The organism is Pseudogulbenkiania sp. AW2-16 (assembly GCF_056824575.1).
The window spans coordinates 4,128,262-4,144,720 of the sequence record NZ_CP157668.1 but is presented as its reverse complement, the minus strand read 5'-3'; the positions used below and the strand labels follow the sequence as shown (position 1 = coordinate 4,144,720).

General features: G+C 65.3%; 18 protein-coding genes. 10 read left to right on the top strand and 8 right to left on the bottom strand.

The genetic code is table 11. The features are described 5' to 3' along the window. Positions 1-3: 3 nt before the first annotated feature. The 5 genes from ABKF58_RS19935 to ABKF58_RS19915 form a co-directional block, all read right to left on the bottom strand. Entirely contained in the window at positions 4-354 is a 351-nt protein-coding gene (locus ABKF58_RS19935) for a cytochrome C oxidase subunit IV family protein (RefSeq protein WP_482582927.1), read from the bottom strand. A gap of 9 nt (positions 355-363) precedes the next feature. Further along, positions 364-1,059, bottom strand: coding sequence for a heme-copper oxidase subunit III family protein (locus ABKF58_RS19930; RefSeq protein ID WP_014086481.1), 696 nt, complete (start codon positions 1,057-1,059; stop codon positions 364-366). 113 nt (positions 1,060-1,172) lie between these two features. Continuing rightward, positions 1,173-1,793, bottom strand: a complete 621-nt coding sequence (locus tag ABKF58_RS19925) for a cytochrome c oxidase subunit 3 (protein WP_482582926.1) — start codon at positions 1,791-1,793, stop codon at positions 1,173-1,175. Beyond that, positions 1,790-3,568, bottom strand: a complete 1,779-nt coding sequence (gene ctaD / locus ABKF58_RS19920) for a cytochrome c oxidase subunit I (protein WP_482582925.1) — start codon at positions 3,566-3,568, stop codon at positions 1,790-1,792. Before ctaD ends, ABKF58_RS19925 begins: the two co-directional genes overlap by 4 nt. 37 nt (positions 3,569-3,605) lie before the next feature. Beyond that, positions 3,606-4,736 carry a c-type cytochrome gene (locus tag ABKF58_RS19915; RefSeq protein ID WP_482582924.1) on the bottom strand — a complete coding sequence of 377 codons (1,131 nt, stop codon included), beginning with the start codon at positions 4,734-4,736 and terminating at the stop codon, positions 3,606-3,608. A 419-nt stretch (positions 4,737-5,155) separates the two neighbouring features. Here ABKF58_RS19915 and ABKF58_RS19910 point away from each other — a divergent pair, with 419 nt between their 5' ends. Then, a complete protein-coding gene (locus ABKF58_RS19910) occupies positions 5,156-5,671 on the top strand; it encodes a hypothetical protein (protein WP_014086485.1) in 516 nt (171 codons plus the stop codon). A gap of 288 nt (positions 5,672-5,959) precedes the next feature. On the opposite strand, the gene ABKF58_RS19905 is transcribed toward ABKF58_RS19910, so the two are convergent. From ABKF58_RS19905 to ABKF58_RS19895, 3 genes are all read right to left on the bottom strand, one after another. Then, positions 5,960-6,292, bottom strand: coding sequence for a thioredoxin family protein (locus ABKF58_RS19905; protein ID WP_482582923.1), 333 nt, complete (start codon positions 6,290-6,292; stop codon positions 5,960-5,962). A 165-nt stretch (positions 6,293-6,457) separates the two neighbouring features. Further along, positions 6,458-7,468: a chorismate transformation FkbO/Hyg5 family protein gene (locus ABKF58_RS19900; RefSeq protein WP_482582922.1), complete on the bottom strand. Its 1,011-nt coding sequence runs from the start codon at positions 7,466-7,468 to the stop codon at positions 6,458-6,460. A gap of 55 nt (positions 7,469-7,523) precedes the next feature. After that, a complete protein-coding gene (locus tag ABKF58_RS19895; protein WP_482582921.1) occupies positions 7,524-8,210 on the bottom strand; it encodes a phosphatase PAP2 family protein in 687 nt (228 codons plus the stop codon). 237 nt (positions 8,211-8,447) lie between these two features. Here ABKF58_RS19895 and ABKF58_RS19890 point away from each other — a divergent pair, with 237 nt between their 5' ends. From ABKF58_RS19890 to ABKF58_RS19850, 9 genes are all read left to right on the top strand, one after another. Then, positions 8,448-8,726 carry a phosphopantetheine-binding protein gene (locus ABKF58_RS19890; protein WP_008955199.1) on the top strand — a complete coding sequence of 93 codons (279 nt, stop codon included), beginning with the start codon at positions 8,448-8,450 and terminating at the stop codon, positions 8,724-8,726. Then, the gene (locus tag ABKF58_RS19885; RefSeq protein WP_014086489.1) at positions 8,723-9,379 is read left to right on the top strand and encodes a COG4648 family protein; all 657 of its coding nucleotides are present in this window, start codon (positions 8,723-8,725) and stop codon (positions 9,377-9,379) included. The genes ABKF58_RS19890 and ABKF58_RS19885 overlap by 4 nt, the downstream gene beginning before the upstream one ends. 403 nt (positions 9,380-9,782) lie before the next feature. After that, on the top strand, positions 9,783-10,760 hold the full coding sequence (locus ABKF58_RS19880) for an AMP-binding protein (protein WP_482582920.1): 978 nt from the start codon (positions 9,783-9,785) through the stop codon (positions 10,758-10,760). A gap of 2 nt (positions 10,761-10,762) precedes the next feature. Beyond that, positions 10,763-11,062, top strand: a complete 300-nt coding sequence (locus tag ABKF58_RS19875; protein ID WP_008955196.1) for an ApeI family dehydratase — start codon at positions 10,763-10,765, stop codon at positions 11,060-11,062. Next, entirely contained in the window at positions 11,059-11,985 is a 927-nt protein-coding gene (locus ABKF58_RS19870; protein ID WP_482582919.1) for an LpxL/LpxP family acyltransferase, read from the top strand. Before ABKF58_RS19875 ends, ABKF58_RS19870 begins: the two co-directional genes overlap by 4 nt. A 22-nt stretch (positions 11,986-12,007) precedes the next feature. Next, positions 12,008-12,580, top strand: a complete 573-nt coding sequence (locus tag ABKF58_RS19865; protein ID WP_482582918.1) for a LolA-related protein — start codon at positions 12,008-12,010, stop codon at positions 12,578-12,580. After that, a complete protein-coding gene (locus ABKF58_RS19860; protein WP_482582917.1) occupies positions 12,577-14,928 on the top strand; it encodes an MMPL family transporter in 2,352 nt (783 codons plus the stop codon). The genes ABKF58_RS19865 and ABKF58_RS19860 overlap by 4 nt, the downstream gene beginning before the upstream one ends. Beyond that, a complete protein-coding gene (locus ABKF58_RS19855) occupies positions 14,912-15,598 on the top strand; it encodes an alpha/beta fold hydrolase (protein WP_482582916.1) in 687 nt (228 codons plus the stop codon). The genes ABKF58_RS19860 and ABKF58_RS19855 overlap by 17 nt, the downstream gene beginning before the upstream one ends. Continuing rightward, on the top strand, positions 15,595-16,398 hold the full coding sequence (locus ABKF58_RS19850) for a polysaccharide deacetylase family protein (protein ID WP_482582915.1): 804 nt from the start codon (positions 15,595-15,597) through the stop codon (positions 16,396-16,398). Before ABKF58_RS19855 ends, ABKF58_RS19850 begins: the two co-directional genes overlap by 4 nt. The last annotated feature ends 61 nt before the right edge of the window (positions 16,399-16,459 follow it).

Below are 16,459 nucleotides of genomic sequence, written 5' to 3'. Positions count from 1 at the left end.
CCTTCACTTCGGCTTGACGTGATTCACCACCGCAGCCTCATGGCCGAAGAACACGCCGCGCGTCGAGAAGGTGTAGTTCGCCTCCGCCTGCATCAGCCCCACCAGCACCAGCAGGCACAGTGGGGGAATCAGGATGGCGTAGACCAAGGCCAGCCGCTCCCAGCGCAGGTGCATGAAGACGCTGACGATCAGCCCCGCCTTCAGCAGCATGAACGCCACGATCAGGAACCAGCGCAACAAGCCCTGGAGATGGAAGTAGTCGACCAGGTAGGACAGGGTGCTGAGCACGAACAGCAGGCCCCATACCTTCAGATACAGGCCGATCGGGTGTTGCTGGCCGGAGGTATGTTCCATGGCGTCACCTCACCACAGGTAGAAGAAGGCGAAGATGAAGACCCACACCAGGTCGACGAAGTGCCAGTACAGCCCGGCGATTTCCACGATCTGGTAGTTGCCGCTCTTCTCGTAGCGCCCGCCCAGCACCTTGAGCGCGACGGTGGCCAGATAGATCACCCCGGCGCTGACGTGCAGGCCGTGAAAGCCGGTGATCATGAAGAAGGTCGAGCCGAACTGCGGCGCGCCCAGCGGGTTGCTCCACGGCCGCACCCCTTCCTCGACGATCAGGTGGGTCCATTCGAAGGCCTGCAAGCCGACGAAGCACGCGCCCAGCGCTGCCGTGGCCAGCATCAGCGCCGCGCATTTCACGCGCTCGCGGCGGTAGGCGAAGTTGACCGCCATCGCCATGGTGCCGCTGCTGCTGATCAGGATGAAGGTCATGATGGCGATCAGGATCAGCGGCACCGCCGTGCCGCCGATGGTGAGCGCGAACACCTCGCTGGGATTGGGCCAGGGAACGGTGGTGGATATCCGCACCGTCATGTAGCCGGTCAGGAAACCGCCGAAGATGAAGGTGTCGCTGAGCAGGAACACCCACATCATCGCCTTGCCCCAGGGCACCTTGAAGGCTTCGCGGTCGCCCGACCAATCGACCACCACCCCCTGCCAGCCGGCAGCGGGTGTGAGCGGGGGCTCGGGAGGGGATGATTTGCGCTGTGCCATGATGGCCTACCTCGCAAAAAGAACATACTCGGCCCGACCCGGATGGCGGGTAAGGTCACGTCCCCCTTGTTGTCATGCCGGCACGCCGGCAGCGTACCCGCGCACGGCGGGCTTCAGGTGCTGCTGCAGATGGCCAGGATGGTGGCGGGCGGCACGATGAACAGCAGCCCGAGCAGCACCAGCCACAACGCCAGCAGAAAGTGCCAGTAGCGGGCGCACAGTTCGACGGCCAGCAGCCCGTCCGCCGTCACGTCGTTGTGTCCCACCCGTCTTATGGTCATGCCCCAGGCGACCAGCCCGCCGATCAGGTGGATGCCGTGCAATCCGCTCAGCAGGTAGAAGAAGCTGCTGGCCGGGCCGCTGGCGATGACGTAGTCGAGCGCGGTCAGTTGCCGCCACAGCCACAGCTGGCCGGCGAGAAACGCCAACGCCAGTACGCCGCCCAAAAACAGCCCACCCCTCATGCCGGCGCGCCGGCCGTGCCGGCCGGCCACCTGGGCCCACTGCAGGGCCGCGCTGCTCACGAGCAGCAGCGCGGTGTTCAGCCACACCGTCGGCAGCGTTGGCAGTCGCTGCCAATCCGCGTAGCCCATGCGCACGATGTAGGCGTGCAGAAACTGGGCGAACAGCACCGTCACCACGCCCATGAACACCCACAATGCCGGCTTGCCCGCGCTCGGCATGCCGTCCCGTGCCCCGCCCGCATCGTGGCGGGCGCTCTGCGCTAGGCTCATGTCTTTTTCCTCCCGCGCCTGGGCGCCGCCGCTTTGACCTCTGTCTGGTCGTGGTCATCGCCGCCGCCCGCCACCGCGCTGTTCTGCGGCACGAAATCCTGCGCCATGCCCGGCACGCTGTAGTCGTAGGCCCAGCGGTGCACTTCCGGCTGCTCCGCGCCCCAGTTGCCATGTCCCGGCGGCGTCTCCGGGGTCTGCCATTCCAGCGTGGTGGCGCGCCACGGGTTGCTCCCCGCCGGCCGCCCGCGGAACGCGCTGTGGACCAGGTTGTAGAGAAACACCAGTTGGGTGACGCCCACGATCAGCGCCGCCACCGTGATGAAGGCGTTGAGCTGCTGGGCCGAGGCCGGAATGAAGGCGTAGTTGTCGTAGGCGTAATAGCGGCGCGGCATGCCCAGGATGCCCAGGTAGTGCATCGGGAAGTAGATGGCGTAGGTGCCGAGGAAGGTCACCCAGAAGTGGAGTTTGCCCAGGGTGTCGTTCATCATCCGCCCGGTCACCTTGGGAAACCAGTGGTAGAGGCCGCCGAAGATCACCAGGATCGGCGACACCCCCATCACCATGTGAAAGTGGGCGACTACGAAATAGGTGTTCGAGAGCGGGATGTCGACGCTGACGTTGCCGAGGAACAGCCCGGTCAGGCCGCCGATCAGGAAGGTGCTGATGAAGCCGATGGCAAACAGCATCGGCACCGAGAGGTGGATATTGCTGTGCCACAGCGTCAGCACCCAGTTGTAGACCTTGATCGCGGTGGGCACCGCGATGATCAGCGTGGTGGTGGCAAAGAAGAAGCCAAAGTAGGGGTTCATGCCGCTGACGAACATGTGGTGCGCCCACACCACGAAGCTCAGCGCCCCGATCATCACGATCGCCCACACCATCATGTGGTAGCCGAAGATCTTCTTGCGGGAATGGGTGCTGATCAGGTCCGAGACGATGCCGAAGGCGGGCAGGGCCACGATGTACACCTCGGGGTGGCCGAAGAACCAGAACAGGTGCTGGAACAGGATCGGGCTGCCGCCCTTGTAGCTCAGCGCCTGCCCCATCGACACGATGGCCGGCATGAAGAAGCTGGTGCCGAGCACCTTGTCGAACAGCAGCATCACGCCGCTGACGAACAGCGACGGAAACGCCAGCAAGGCCATGATGGTGGCGACGAAAATACCCCACACCGTCAGCGGCATGCGCATTAGCGTCATGCCCCGGGTACGCGCCTGCAGCACCGTGATCACGTAGTTCAGCCCGCCCATGGTGGCGGCCACGATGAAGATCAACAGCGAGACCAGCATCAGGATGATGCCCCAGTCCGAACCCGGCGTGCCGGGCAGGATCGATTGCGGCGGGTACAGCGTCCAGCCCGCGCCGGTGGGGCCGCCGGGCACGAAAAAGCTTGCCATCAGCACCAGCACCGCCAGCAGGTAGACCCAGTAGCTCAGCATGTTGAGCAGCGGAAACACCATGTCGCGCGCGCCCACCATCAGCGGAATCAGGTAATTGCCGAAGCCGCCGAGAAACAGCGCAGTGAGCAGGTAGACCACCATGATCATGCCGTGCAGGGTGACGTACTGGTAGTAGTGGTTGGCGTCGATGAAGGCGAAACGGCCCGGAAAGCCCAGTTGCAGCCGCATCAGGTTGGACAGCACCAGGGCCACCATCCCGACGGCGATCGCGGTGAGCGTGTACTGCACCGCGATCACCTTGTGATCCTGGCTCCACACGTAGCGGGTCCAGAAACTGTGCGGTTCGTGATGCTGCTCGGCTGAGGAATACGCCATCACACCCTCCTGCTGTCAATCTTCGGTCCGGGCCCGCTCAGGGCGTCCCGGCTTGCGCCACGGTCTTGTCCGACAGGGTCTTCATGTAGGCGATCAGCGCGGCGAGCTCCGGGTCGCTCAGGCTGAACGGGGGCATGATCGCCGGATAACCGTGCACGATCTTGGCGTTCGGTGTGCGGATCGACTCGGCGATATAGGCAGGGTCGACCTGCACGGTGCTGCCGTCGGCCAGGGTCTCGGTCTTGCCGTACAGGCCTTTCCAGCTTGGGCCGACGCGGGCGCTACCGTCGTCGCTGTGGCAGGCCACGCAACCCCGGCTTTGCGCCAGCAGCTTGCCCTGCGCCGGCAGGGCGGCACCGGTCGCCGCGACCGGCGTGCGGGTGGCGCCATGGGCAAAGGTCGACTGTCGGCCAAGCCAGGCCTGAAAAGCCGCGGGCTCTTCCACCACCACGTAACCGCGCATGTTGAAATGGCCCACGCCGCACAGCTGCGCGCAGAGAATCTCGAAGCGGCCGGTCCGGGTCGGGGTAAACCAGAAATGGGTCACCATGCCGGGAACCAGGTTCATGCGCGCGCGGAAGGGCGGCACGTAGAAGTCGTGCAAGACGTCCTGGGAGCGCAGCAGGACCTTGATCGGCTTGCCGACGGGCAGGTGGACCTCCGAGTTGAGGATCAGGACGTCATCCTGGCCGTGAGGGTCGTTGGGGGCCAGCCCGAGCGGATTCTCCGCGCTCACAAAGCGGCTATCCGTGACCCCCAGCCGGCCATCCCGGCCGGGGAAGCGGAAGCGCCACTGCCACTGCTGGCCCACCGCCTCGAACACCAGGGAATCTGCGGGGGGATCGATATAGGCGGCGTAGACGAACAGGCCAGGGGCCAGCATGGCGATGATGCCTACCGCAGTCAGGCCGGTCAGCCAGCCTTCCAGCTTCTTGTTTTCCGGATCGTGGGCGGCGCGGTGGCCGTCACGCTGGCGGAAGCGGATCAGGCAATAGGCAATGAACAGATTGATGGCAATGAAGAACGCCCCGGTGATGGCGAGGGTGATCATCAGCGTGGTGTCGATCTGTCCCCAGTTGGAGGCCAGCGGCGTGAGCCACCACGGACTCAGGAAGTGAAACAGGACGGCAGCGGCGACCAGCGCCATCAAGACGATTGCGAGTGCCATAGGGTATCGGTCCTGCGTAGTTCTCCTCGCGGAACACTCCGGTCCGGCATGAGGGACGACAGTCACGGGCCGCAGGCTCCAGCGGCGCAGGGCGGGTGAGTGGCCGGCCGGCTTCAATGCGCCAGGCAAGCGTGCCGGATCGACAACATCTCCCGGCCTGGCACAGCAGTCGATGCAACGGACCCCGCGGCGCCTGACCGTTGCCCCGTGTTCGACAGGGCCTGACCAGGCGTGCCCGGATCCGCCATTCCAGTGGTTTCAACTTAGCACATTGTGGGCAAAGGGCACGGTGGCGATCGGTGCGCCGAGCGTGGCGCGGTGGGATGGCCAGGGCGATGCGGGATTGAGAGTGGGCGGGTTTGGGTCTATAAAATGACTTCAAGGTAGTGATTTTCAATCGCAATCCGGGAGGTGGCGCCATGCGCAAACGGATTTATTACCTTATTCCCGACTTGGCCAATGCCCAGCGCCTGATGAACGACTTGCTGCTGGCGCGCATCGAGGAAAAGCACATCCATTTTCTCGCCAAGGAAGGCGTCGATCTGTCCAGTCTCCACCGTGCCAACCTGTTCCAGGAATCGGACATCGTCCACAGCGCGGAGATGGGCTTGATCATCGGTGGGGCCACCGGCTTGATTTCGGGACTGGTGGCCGCCTTGTTCATCCTGGCCGACACCGGCCTGCCGTGGGGCGGCGTGGTGCTGGTGACCTTCCTGATCGGCGCCGTGTTCGGGCCTTGGGCGGCGAGCATGATCGGCTGTTCGGTGCCCAACAGCCGGCTCAAGCCGTTCCGCGAGGCCATCGACCGTGGCCAGATTCTGCTGATGGTGGATGTGCGGGTGGCCGAGGTCGAGGATATCGAGAACTTGCTGCGGAAAATTCATCCGGAAGCCCATCTGGAAGGTGTCGAACCGACGATTCCGGCCTTCCCCTGAGCCTCGTTTTGCCGCAGCCGGCGTCAGGCGGCCGGCGGGAGGCGTGTCGTCAAAACAAACGGCGGGAGCGCGAGGCCCCGCCGTTGTCACGTTAAGTCCGGACGGCCGCTTGGGCGATCGTACCCGCGGCTAGCGTATCACCACTTGTAGATCACCGTGGCCGTCACGTTGCGTTTTTCGCCGTCGCAGCAGGCGCTGCGTCTGGGCCGGGCGTGATGTCCGCGCAGCGATGGGCCTGCCTCGCCGTGGCGGTGCTGCGGTGGTGGTCAAGGTTGGCCGAAGCCCTGGTCACGGCGCGGCATCGATCTGCGCCAGCGCGCGGCCGATCGACCCCGCCTCGTCCGGCCTGACCAGCCGCGCCACTTCCTGGCCGTCGCGCAGGAAGACCAGCGTCGGCCACAACTTCACCCCGAACGAGCGCCCCAGCCGCCGCCCCCTGCCATCCTCGATCTTGATGTGGCACACGCCCGGATGGGGGGAGAGCGCGGCGGCGATCAGTGCTTGCGCGGCCTGGCAGTGGCCGCACCACGGCGCGCCGAATTCGAGCAGGACCGGGCCGGTCATCGCGTCGATCTCGGCGCGTGACGGTTCGTTGTCGGCATAGCGGGTGTTCATGGCCATGTTCTTTCCTTGAACCTGTTTACGATCTGCTGCGCGTCGGCATACGGCGTTAAAAACGTCTGCGGAATGCTCATTTACCGCTTGTAAACCCCGCTTCCTCAGCCGTTTTCGCCTTGTCTCGCTCCAGCTCGCGAGAACGTAAACAGGCTCTTACGACAGACCCTGCTAGGAGCGGCGGGCGATGCCGTGCGCCTCCACTTCCACCAGCAGGTCGCTGCGGCAGACGTCGGCCTGCACATACACGGCCCGGATATCCCGGCCGATCAGTTGCTCCAGCGTGGCGCGCACCTTGGGGTAGTCGGCAGCGTGGCGGATATAAACCCGGTAGTCCAGCCCGGCCAGGGTGTAGCCAGCGGCCGGCGCCAGCTGCCGGGCCTGCTCGACCAGCACGGCGATATTGGCCACGGTTTCCCGGGTCTGCGCCACCACATCGTCGATGTGCACGGTGCCATGGCCGACGATGCTGGCGGTGCCGGAAATGAACAGGATATCGTGCCGGCCACTGTTGGCGATGGCGGCACGGGTAAAGGTGGGGCTGCGTGGCCCGTATTGCCGTGGATACTCGAAAGCGCTGATCTGGCGCGGATTCTCGATGCCGCGCGCGGCCTGGCGCGCCGCCAGGAAGGCAATGCTCAGCGGGCCCTCGGCCACGCCCAGCGCGCAGGCGGCAGGGCTGCTGTTCACCGGCCGCGCGAAGTCGGCAAATGCCTGGTGACGGCCGATGTTGAACTGCCGGTAGCGTTCCAGTCCGTGTTCCATCTCATTGATGCGCGGCACGTAGTTCCACACCCGCCACAGGTGCGGGAAGCCTTCGGCCTCCAGCAGCGAGAACAGCTGGCGGTAGGCTTTTTCCGCGGCCAACTGCAAGGCGGTGCCGGTGTCGCTGCCATGGCTTTCTTGCAGTTCGATCACGCCGTAGAGCAGGTCCTCGTTGGCACTGAAGCGGATGTCCTGGAAGCGGCCGCGGCGGCAGGGTGCCGCACTGTGCCAGTATTCGTGCAGTTGTTGCATGCCGCCCAGCAGAGGCATGCGTACCCGCTGTACCGGCCAGGGCAGGGCTGGCGCCGGATGGTGCAGGCTGCTCATACCCAGGATGCCGGCGTCCGTGGGGAGCGGCTGCCCGCCGCAGGCGGAAGGATCACACTGGAAAAACTGCAAGCTGGTGTCTGGACTCATGATGCGGATGTTTCGGCAGCAACGGCGAAATGGTGAATGGGGTAGGGTGGGCGGCTCAACGCGGCGGCGGCAGGCTGCCGCCTCGGGCATGGGCCTTCAGGCCGCTCAGCCAGGCTGTGCCCAGCCCTAGCAACGTGCCGGCCAGCACGTCGAGCGCCACATGCTGCTTGACCGCCATGGTGGAATAGGCGATGGCCACGCACCAGACGATATTGAGCCATTCGAGGCCGCGGCCCAGCCGCAGCAGCCGGATGCGCCAGTGCAGCCAGAGGGCGGAAAAGACGGCGGTGGCCACGTGCAGCGAAGGAAAGGCATTGCCCGCGGTGTCGACATTTTTCAGAAAGGCCACGCCGGGATACTGCTTCCAGTCGATATCGGCTGGTGCGATGGCGTTGGGCCAGAAATAGAATACCGTCAGCCCCAGGAGGCAGGGCAGGGCAACCCGAAAACCGTACTCGACAATTTCACGCCGGCTCAGCATCAACACCGCCGGCAGGGAAACATAGGCCCACAGCGACAGGTAAATCGGCAATGCCCATGGCTGGAAGCCGAGCAACTGGTCCAGCGGCGTGGCGGGAATGATGGTGACCGCGGAGGCCGGGTGCCGCAACAGGTACACATAGCCGACAAAAAATACCGAGGTGAAGCCCATGGTGCCGAACATTTTGAACCAGAAGTGGGCCAGAATGGTGGCCATGATCCCGGTCTGGCCAGGGGGCTTGCTGATCACTCCCTTGTTCAAAACGGCTCCTTGGAAAATGGTGTCCGGGCGGGGGCGGTGGTATGCCGATGGGAATATTTGTTATACTCCGCGATTGGATTTTCCGCGTGCGCGCGCAGACTTTAGCTGGTGTCGAAAAGACATGTTGAAGGGTTATACCCATGACATGTTTCAATCGGCAGGGCGATGATACCGAAACTGCGTGACGTTGGCGATTGTCAGCATTTCCTTTAAACAAGACCCTATTTATTTCAAATTATGGAACAAGCTACTGCACCGGATCTGGCTCTGGAACGTGAAATCGCCGGGCATATCGTTACCGCGCTAAACTTTGATATCGCACCCGAAGACATCGTTCCTGAGGCGCCGCTGTACGGTGACGCGCTGGGGATCGACTCCATCGACATCCTGGAAATCGCACTGGTGATGTCCAAGCAGTACGGTGTGCAGATGAAAGCTGACAGCGAAGACAACTCCACCATTTTTGCCTCCCTGCGCGCGCTGGCGTCCTATATCCGCGAGCACCGCAGCAAATGACCGGGCTATGGCGCACCGTGCGCCTGGTGTTGCTGGCCCTGGTGGCCGGGGCCTACCTGGTATTTGATTACCTGGCCTCGTCCTCCAGCCAGCCGCCGCTGTACGCAGTGCTGATCGGTGCCACCCCGCTGACTCTCGGGGTGATTGTCGCCTGCTGGAATTCGGCCTTTCGCCTGCCTGCCATGCTGCTGTGCACGGGCGTGCTGCTGGCCGTTGCCCTGAATCTCGATCGCCTGTTGTCGCACGCCGCCTGGCTCTACTTCTTTCAGCACGCCGGCATCATGACCAGCCTCGGCATCATGTTCGGCAGCACCCTGGGCAGCCACGAGGGCGCCCTGTGCTCGCGCATTGCCCGCTTTGCCAGCGCCGAGCCGCTGGATGCGCGCTACCTGCGCTACACCTGGAAAGTCACCCTGGCCTGGACTCTGTACTTTGCGGCCAGTGCCGGCATCTCGCTGCTGCTGTTCGCGTTTGCCGAGCTCGCCACCTGGGCGCTGTTCGCCTCGCTGTTCACCCCGCTGTCGCTAGGGCTGATGTTCGGCGGCGAATACCTGGTCCGCCTGCGCGCGCTGCCGGGGCAGCCACACTTCAGCATCGCCCAGACCATCCAGTCCTATCGCAAATACACACAATGCCGGGACGCCGCTGAATAGTCCCGAACTGCCGACCTTGATCCTTTCCGTTCCATGAGCCTGATTCCGCTGCTTCCCGATGCCGACCGCCATGCCGCTTTTACCTTTCGCCAGGGCAAGGCGATTGACCGGGAGACTTTCCACGCCCACGTGATGGCGCTGGCTGCCGCGCTGCCGGAAGGGCAGCGGGTGACCAACCTGTGTTCCGACCGCTACTGGTTCGCCGTGGCGCTGTTTGCCGCCATCGCCCGCGGCATGCTCACCGTGCTGCCCAATTCGGCCGCGCCCGAGCATATCGCCATGGTGGCGGCCGAGCAGCCGGGCCTCCTAGTGCTGGGCGACCAGTGCCGCCTGCCCGGTGGAGGGCCTGCCGTATTTCCGGGTGGATGTCCTGCCGCAACCGGCGCCGCCTGCCGCGACCGAGATGCCGCGGGTTCCCTTCGACCAGCGTATCGCCTGCATGTACACCTCCGGCTCCACCGGCACGCCGATGCCGCACTACAAGACTTTCGGCCGCCTGCGGCTGGCCGTTCTGGCCGGGGCGGAGCGGGTGTGGGCAGCGGCCGGTGCGCCGTGCTCGGTGGTGGGCACGGTGCCCATCCGCCACATGTACGGGCTGGAATCCAGCGTGCTGCTGCCCATTCTCGGCGGCGGGCGCATGTCGCCGCAAATCCCCTTCTTCCCGGCCGATATCGCGGCTAGCCTGGCGGAAATGCCGGCTCCGCGCCTTTTGGTGATCACCCCTTTCCACCTGCGCAAGCTGCTGGAGGCGGACATCGCCCTGCCGGAAATCGCCGTCATCCTGTCGGCCACCGCGCCGCTCTCGGCCGAGTTGGCCGCACAGGCCCGGCAACAGCTGGGCTGCCCGGTGCTGGAAATCTACGGCTCCACCGAAACCGGCCAGGTCGCCACCCGCGAGACCGAGCGGGAAAGCCACTGGCAGACCCTGCAGGGCATCACGCTGGAACAGTGTGACGACGAGTTCTGGGCGGTGGGCGAGGTGTATGAAACGCCGCAGATGCTCAACGACACGCTCGAGCTGTTCAGCCCGAAGCGGTTCCGCCTAGTGGACCGCAAGGCCAACATGATCAACGTCGCCGGCAAGCGCAGTTCGCTGTCCTTCCTCAATGCCACACTCACCGGCCTGCCCGGTGTGGTGGACGGTGTATTCTGCGTACCCGAGCGCGGCGGCAACGGCGAAGTGGAACGCCTGGCCGTCTTCGTGGTCGCACCGGGACTGGACCGCGCGCGCATTCTGGCCGGCCTGCGCCAGCACATCGATTCGGTCTTCCTGCCGCGCCACGTGGTATTCGTCGAAACCCTGCCGCGCGACGGCAACGGCAAGATTCTGGCCCGCACCCTGCAGGATCTGATCGTGCAACATCTTCCTAAGCGGGACTAAGCATGCAGCACGCCACTCTCCCTATCGCCAGCGATCATCCGGCCTACGCCGGGCATTTTCCCGGCCGTCCGGTGCTGCCGGGAGTGGTGCTGCTCGACCACGCCATGCTGGCCATCGAGGACGCCTGCCAACTGCAACTAAGCGGATTGCTGCTGGCCAAGTTCCATAGCCCGGTCAGCCCGGGGCAGGCGTTGCGGCTGGAATTCCGCCAGGACGCTGCGGCCGTGGCGTTCACTCTCTTCCATGAACAGCGCAAGGTGGCTGACGGCAAGTTCGCCATCGCTGTGGAGCAGGCCGGGTGAGCGAGCCGACCGCCTCGGGACCGCAGCCGGCCGCGCCGGCCTGGATGCAGCAGCGCGAACGCGGCAACCGCTTCTGGTTGCGCGTCATGTCCACGCTGTCCTGCCTGCTGGGCCGGCGTTGCTCGCGGCTGGTGCTGTACGGCATCGCCGCCTATTTCCTGTTGTTTGGCGGCAGGGCGCGTGCGGCTTCCCGCGCCTACCTGACGCGCAGCCTGGGGCGGCCGCCACGCTGGCACGAGCAGTACCGGCATGTGCTGAGCTTCGCCAGCACCATCCACGACCGGGTCTATCTGCTGCGCGACTGTTTCGACGACTTCCACATCGACTTGTCCGGCACCGAGACGCTGCACCGCCACTACGACAGCGGCCAGGGGTTGTTGCTGTTCGGTGCCCACCTGGGCAGCTTCGAGGTCTTGCGGGCGATGGCGCGCAGCCACCCGGAACTGCAGATGAGCATGGCGATGTATCCGGAGAATGCCCGCCAGATCAACCAGGCCCTGCAGGCCATCAACCCGCAGGCGCAGCAGGACATCATCGCGCTGGGGACGCTGGACGCCATGCTGGCCGTGCACCGCCGGCTCGAGGAGGGCGCGCTGGTGGGCATTCTGGCCGACCGCGCCTCCGGGCCGGACCAGTATCTGAGCCGCCCCCTGTTGAGCGCGCCGGCGCGCTTTCCCAGCGGCCCTTTCCGTATGGCGGTCATGCTCAAGCACCCGGTGTACTTCATGGCCGGCATCTATCTGGGCGGCAACCGCTACCGCGTGCATTTCGAGCTGCTGGAGGATTTTTCCGGTACGGGGCGCCAGGGCAGGGAACAAGCGATGGCCGCGCTACTCGACAACTATGTGGCGGCGCTGGAACGTCATTGCCGTGCCTACCCATTCAACTGGTTCAATTTTTACGATTTTTGGGATGAAAGCTAAACCGATCATGCGTGCACCTATCATGAGCAAGACGTTGGCCGGTCTGGCCGTGCTGCTGGCGGCCGGCCTTTGCCAGGCGGCGGAATTGAGCGTGGCGGATTTGATGCAGATGCTGGGGCAGAAAAAATCCGGCACGGCCACCTTTGTCGAGAAGAAATACATCGCCATGCTCAAGCAGCCGCTGGAATCGTCCGGCGAGCTGGCCTTCACCGCGCCCGACCGTTTGGAAAAACGCACGCTCAAGCCGAAGGCGGAATCGGTGGTGCTGGAAGGCAACAAGCTGACGCTGGAGCGCAGTGACGGCCGCAAGATGACGGTGGCCTTGTCCGACCGCCCCGAGGTGGCTGCCTTTGTCGAAAGCATCCGCGCCACCCTGTCCGGCGACCGCGGCGGGTTGGAACGCTTCTATACCCTCGCCCTGAGCGGTGACGCCGAACAGTGGAAGCTCAATCTCACGCCGATCCAGCCGCGCATGCAGAAGGTGATCAGCCAGATCCGCATCGCCGGCAAGCAGGCCCAGGTAAAAACTATCGAATTCCAGCAGGCCGACGGTGACCGTTCGGAAATGGCCATTACCAGCACCAGCGCCAAATGAAGCCACGCCACCACAAACTGGCGCTGTTCGTCTGGCTGGCGCTGATGCTGGCCTCGGTGCTGGTGATCGTTCAAACCCGCTTTGTCGCCGACCTGTCGGCCTTCATGCCCAAGGTGCCCAGTGCACGCCAGCAGATGCTGATCGACCAGCTGCGTGACGGCGCCATCGCCCGTATCGTGCTGGTGGGGATCGAAGGTGGCGACGCGGCAGAGCGCGGCCGGCTGTCGCGCCTCATGGTAAGTGAGCTGGCGCATAACCCGCGTTTCACCTCGGTGCAGAACGGCGATGGCCGGGTCCAGCAGCGCGACCAGCAGTATTTCTTCGCCAACCGTTACCTGCTGAGCCCGGCGGTCTCGTCGCAGCGCTTCAGCGCCGACGGCCTGCGCGCCGCCGTCCAGGACACGCTGGACGCCATGGCCGGCGACGCCGGCCTGGTGGTGAAGAAGATTCTGCCGCGTGACCCCAGCGGCGAAACCCTGCAAATCCTCGACCAGTTTATCGGCGAGAGCCAGCCCAATAGCAGCGACGACATCTGGGTGTCGCGCGACGGTAAGCGTGCCGTGCTGCTGCTGCAACTGGCCGAGTCCGGGCTGGATACCGATGCCCAGGCGGCGGCGCTGGCGGACGTGCGGCAAACCTTCGACCGCCTGCCGGCACGCCATGCCGATACCCGGCTGGTGATGAGCGGCACCAGCGTGCTGTCGGTGGCCTCGCGCGATACCATCAAGAGCGAGGTGGAGCGGCTGGCCACGCTGGGCACCGTGCTGGTGGTGGCGCTGCTGCTGCTGGTGTACCGCTCGCTGCCGCTGCTGCTCTTGGGGCTGATTCCGGTGTTGTCCGGCGCCCTGGTGGGTATTGCCAGTGTCAGCCTGGGCTTCGGCCACGTGCACGGCCTGACGCTGGGCTTCGGCACCACGCTGATCGGCGAGGCGGTCGATTATTCCATCTACCTGTTCATCCAGCGTGCCGGTGGCAACGAGCCCAGCCATTTCTGGCGCACCATCCGGCTCGGGGTGCTGACCTCGATCACCGGCTTTGCCGCGTTGATGTGCTCCAGCTTCCCCGGCCTGTCCCAGTTGGGGCTGTACTCCATCAGCGGCCTGGTCACGGCGGCGCTGGTGACCCGCTACATCCTGCCGGGCCTGATGCCGGCCCGCCTCAACCTGCGCGATTTGAGCGGCGCAGGTCTGCTGCTGCAAAACAGCCTGGATTTCCTGACCCGCATGCGTTGGGTGATGGCGGCGGCCCTGCTGGCGGCGGTGGCGGTACTGGCGTTCAATCCGCAAGACATCTGGAACCGCCAACTGAATGCGCTCAGTTCCATTTCTAAAGAGCAGAACAAGCTGGACGCCGAACTGCGTGGCGATCTGGGCGGCAACGACATGCGCTACGTCGCCAGCTTCAGCACACCGGACCAGGAAAGCGCGCTGCGGTTGGCCGAACGCACCCGCCCCGTGCTGCGCGAGCTGGCCCGTCAGCGCGTCATCGGTGGCTTCCACACCCCGGACGAGCTGCTGCCCAGCCTGGCCAGCCAGCGAGCGCGCCAGGCGGCGCTGCCGGTGGCTGTCGAGGCCAGGCAGCGCCTTGACCAGGCGCTGCAGGGCATGCCGCTGCAAGCCGATCAGCTCCGGGGTTTCCTGGCGGACGTGGAGCGCAGTCGCAGCCAGCCGCTGTTGAGCCGGCAAAGCCTGCAGGGCAGTGCGGCCAGCGTGTTGTTGGATTCGATGCTGATCAAGCGCCCCAACGGCTACCTGGTGCTGATGCCGTTGCGGCCGACCGGCGAGGGGGTGAAGGGCGACCAGATCGCTCTGGACAAGGTGAGGGCGGAGCTGGAGCGGCATCAGCTGGGACAGGTGACAGTGATCGACCTGCTGGAGGAAACCACCGCCATCTTCGACAGCTACACCCACGAGGCACTGGTGTTCTCCTCGCTGGGTAGCCTGGCCATCCTGCTGCTGCTGGGCCTGACCTGCGGCTGGGTGCAGGCGGTGCGGGTGACGATTCCGCTGAGCTGCGCCGTGCTGTGCACAGTGGCCATTTTCGACGCCAGCGGCATCCAGCTGACCATCCTGCATCTGGTGGGGTTGCTGCTGGTAGTGGCCATCGGCTCCAACTACGCGCTGTTCTTCGCCAACAAGCAGCAACTTGGCAACGAGGTGGAGCAGCGCCAGGTGGAAGTCTCGCTGGTGGTGGCCAACCTGGCGACGGTGACCAGTTTCGGCCTGCTGGGGACATCCAGCGTGCCGGTGCTGTCCTTCATCGGCAGCTCCGTGGCGATCGGCGCTTTGCTGGCGCTGGTGTTTTCCGCGATGATGGCGAGGATTCAGCCCCGTGCGCACCATTCTTGATCGTTGGCAGCCGGTAGAGCGGGCCGACAGCCTGCTGGTGCTGCTGCCGCCGGCCAAGGCCAGCCTGGAAGACTTGGTCGCGCAGGGCATGGTGGCGGCAGTGCGCCAGCGCGGCCTGCCGCTGGACATCGTGCTGGCCGAGGTCGGCTACCAGCAGGTGATGGCCGGCACCGTGGCCGGGAGCCTGCATGAAGCGGTGATGGCGCCGGCGCTGGAGGCCGGCTATCGCCGTATCTGGCTGGCCGGCATCTCGCTGGGCGCCTTCAATGCGCTGCACTATGCCGCCCTGTACAGCCGGCATCTGGCGGGGATCAAGCTGCTGGCGCCGTATCCGGGCACCGCCGACATCCTGCAGGAAATCAGTGCCGCCGGCGGGCCGCAGACCTGGGCGGACAGCCCAGCCTCCTCGCGCCAGGACGAGCGCATCTGGTGGCACTGGCTGTGCCAACAGGTGGCGAGCGACGAAGATGACTGCCCGGTATGGCTGGGCATGGCGGAACAAGACCGCTTTGTTGTCGGGCAGCAGATGCTGGCCGGTCTGCTGTCGCCGCAACGGGTGCACCGTGTGGCAGGCGAGCACCACTGGCCGGTCTGGCTGCAGCTGTGGCAGCACTGGCTCGATCACGGCCCGCTGCCGGCCCAACTGTTGTCGGTAAAGGAGCAAGCATGACCTCATGGCAGGCCTCGCCGTTTCTCAAGCTGTGCGTCGCCCTGCATGGCCTGGCCGTGCCGGTCCTGCTCCTGCGGCCGTCCAGTTGGCCGTGGCTGCTGCTGGCGCTGTTCCTGCTGCATGGCGGCATCGCGCTGGCTGGGCTGTTGCCGCGCTGCTCGCTGCTGGGGGGCAACCTGACTCGGCTGCCCGCCGCCGCCGCCCGGCGCGGCGAAGTGGCCATCACCATCGATGACGGCCCGGACCCGGCGGTGACCCCGACCGTGCTCGAGATTCTGCGCCAGTACCAGGTGCCAGCCACCTTCTTCTGCATCGGCGAACGCGCGCTGCGCCACCCCGAACTGTGCCGCCGCGCCGTGGCCGAGGGCCACGACATCGAAAACCATGGTCAGCGCCACCGCAAGCATACCTCCCTGTTCGGACCGGCCGGCTGGCGCGGCGAAGTGGGCGAGGGTCAGGCCACGCTGCAGACGATCACCGGCCGAAAGCCCCTGTTCTATCGGCCGATCGCCGGCCTGCGCAACCCTTTTCTCGACCCGCTGCTGCAGCGCTCCGGGGTGTTTCTTGCCAGCTGGACCCGGCGTGGTTATGATACGCGCGTGCGCGATCCCGACGCGGTGTACGCCCGGCTGGTTCGCAATCTTGCCGCGGGCGATATACTGCTGCTGCACGATGGCAACGCCGCGCGCACTCCTGACGGCAAGCCGGTCATCCTGGCTGTGCTGCCACGCCTGCTGGAAGAGTTGGCTGCGCGCCAGCTGAGGCCGGTCACGTTGAGGCAGGCCTGCAAATCAGCCTGATCAGGTGCCCAGCCGGCCCGCCCTTTCTTTCGCCAACCCATGCTGATCCCTCCGGTTGTTT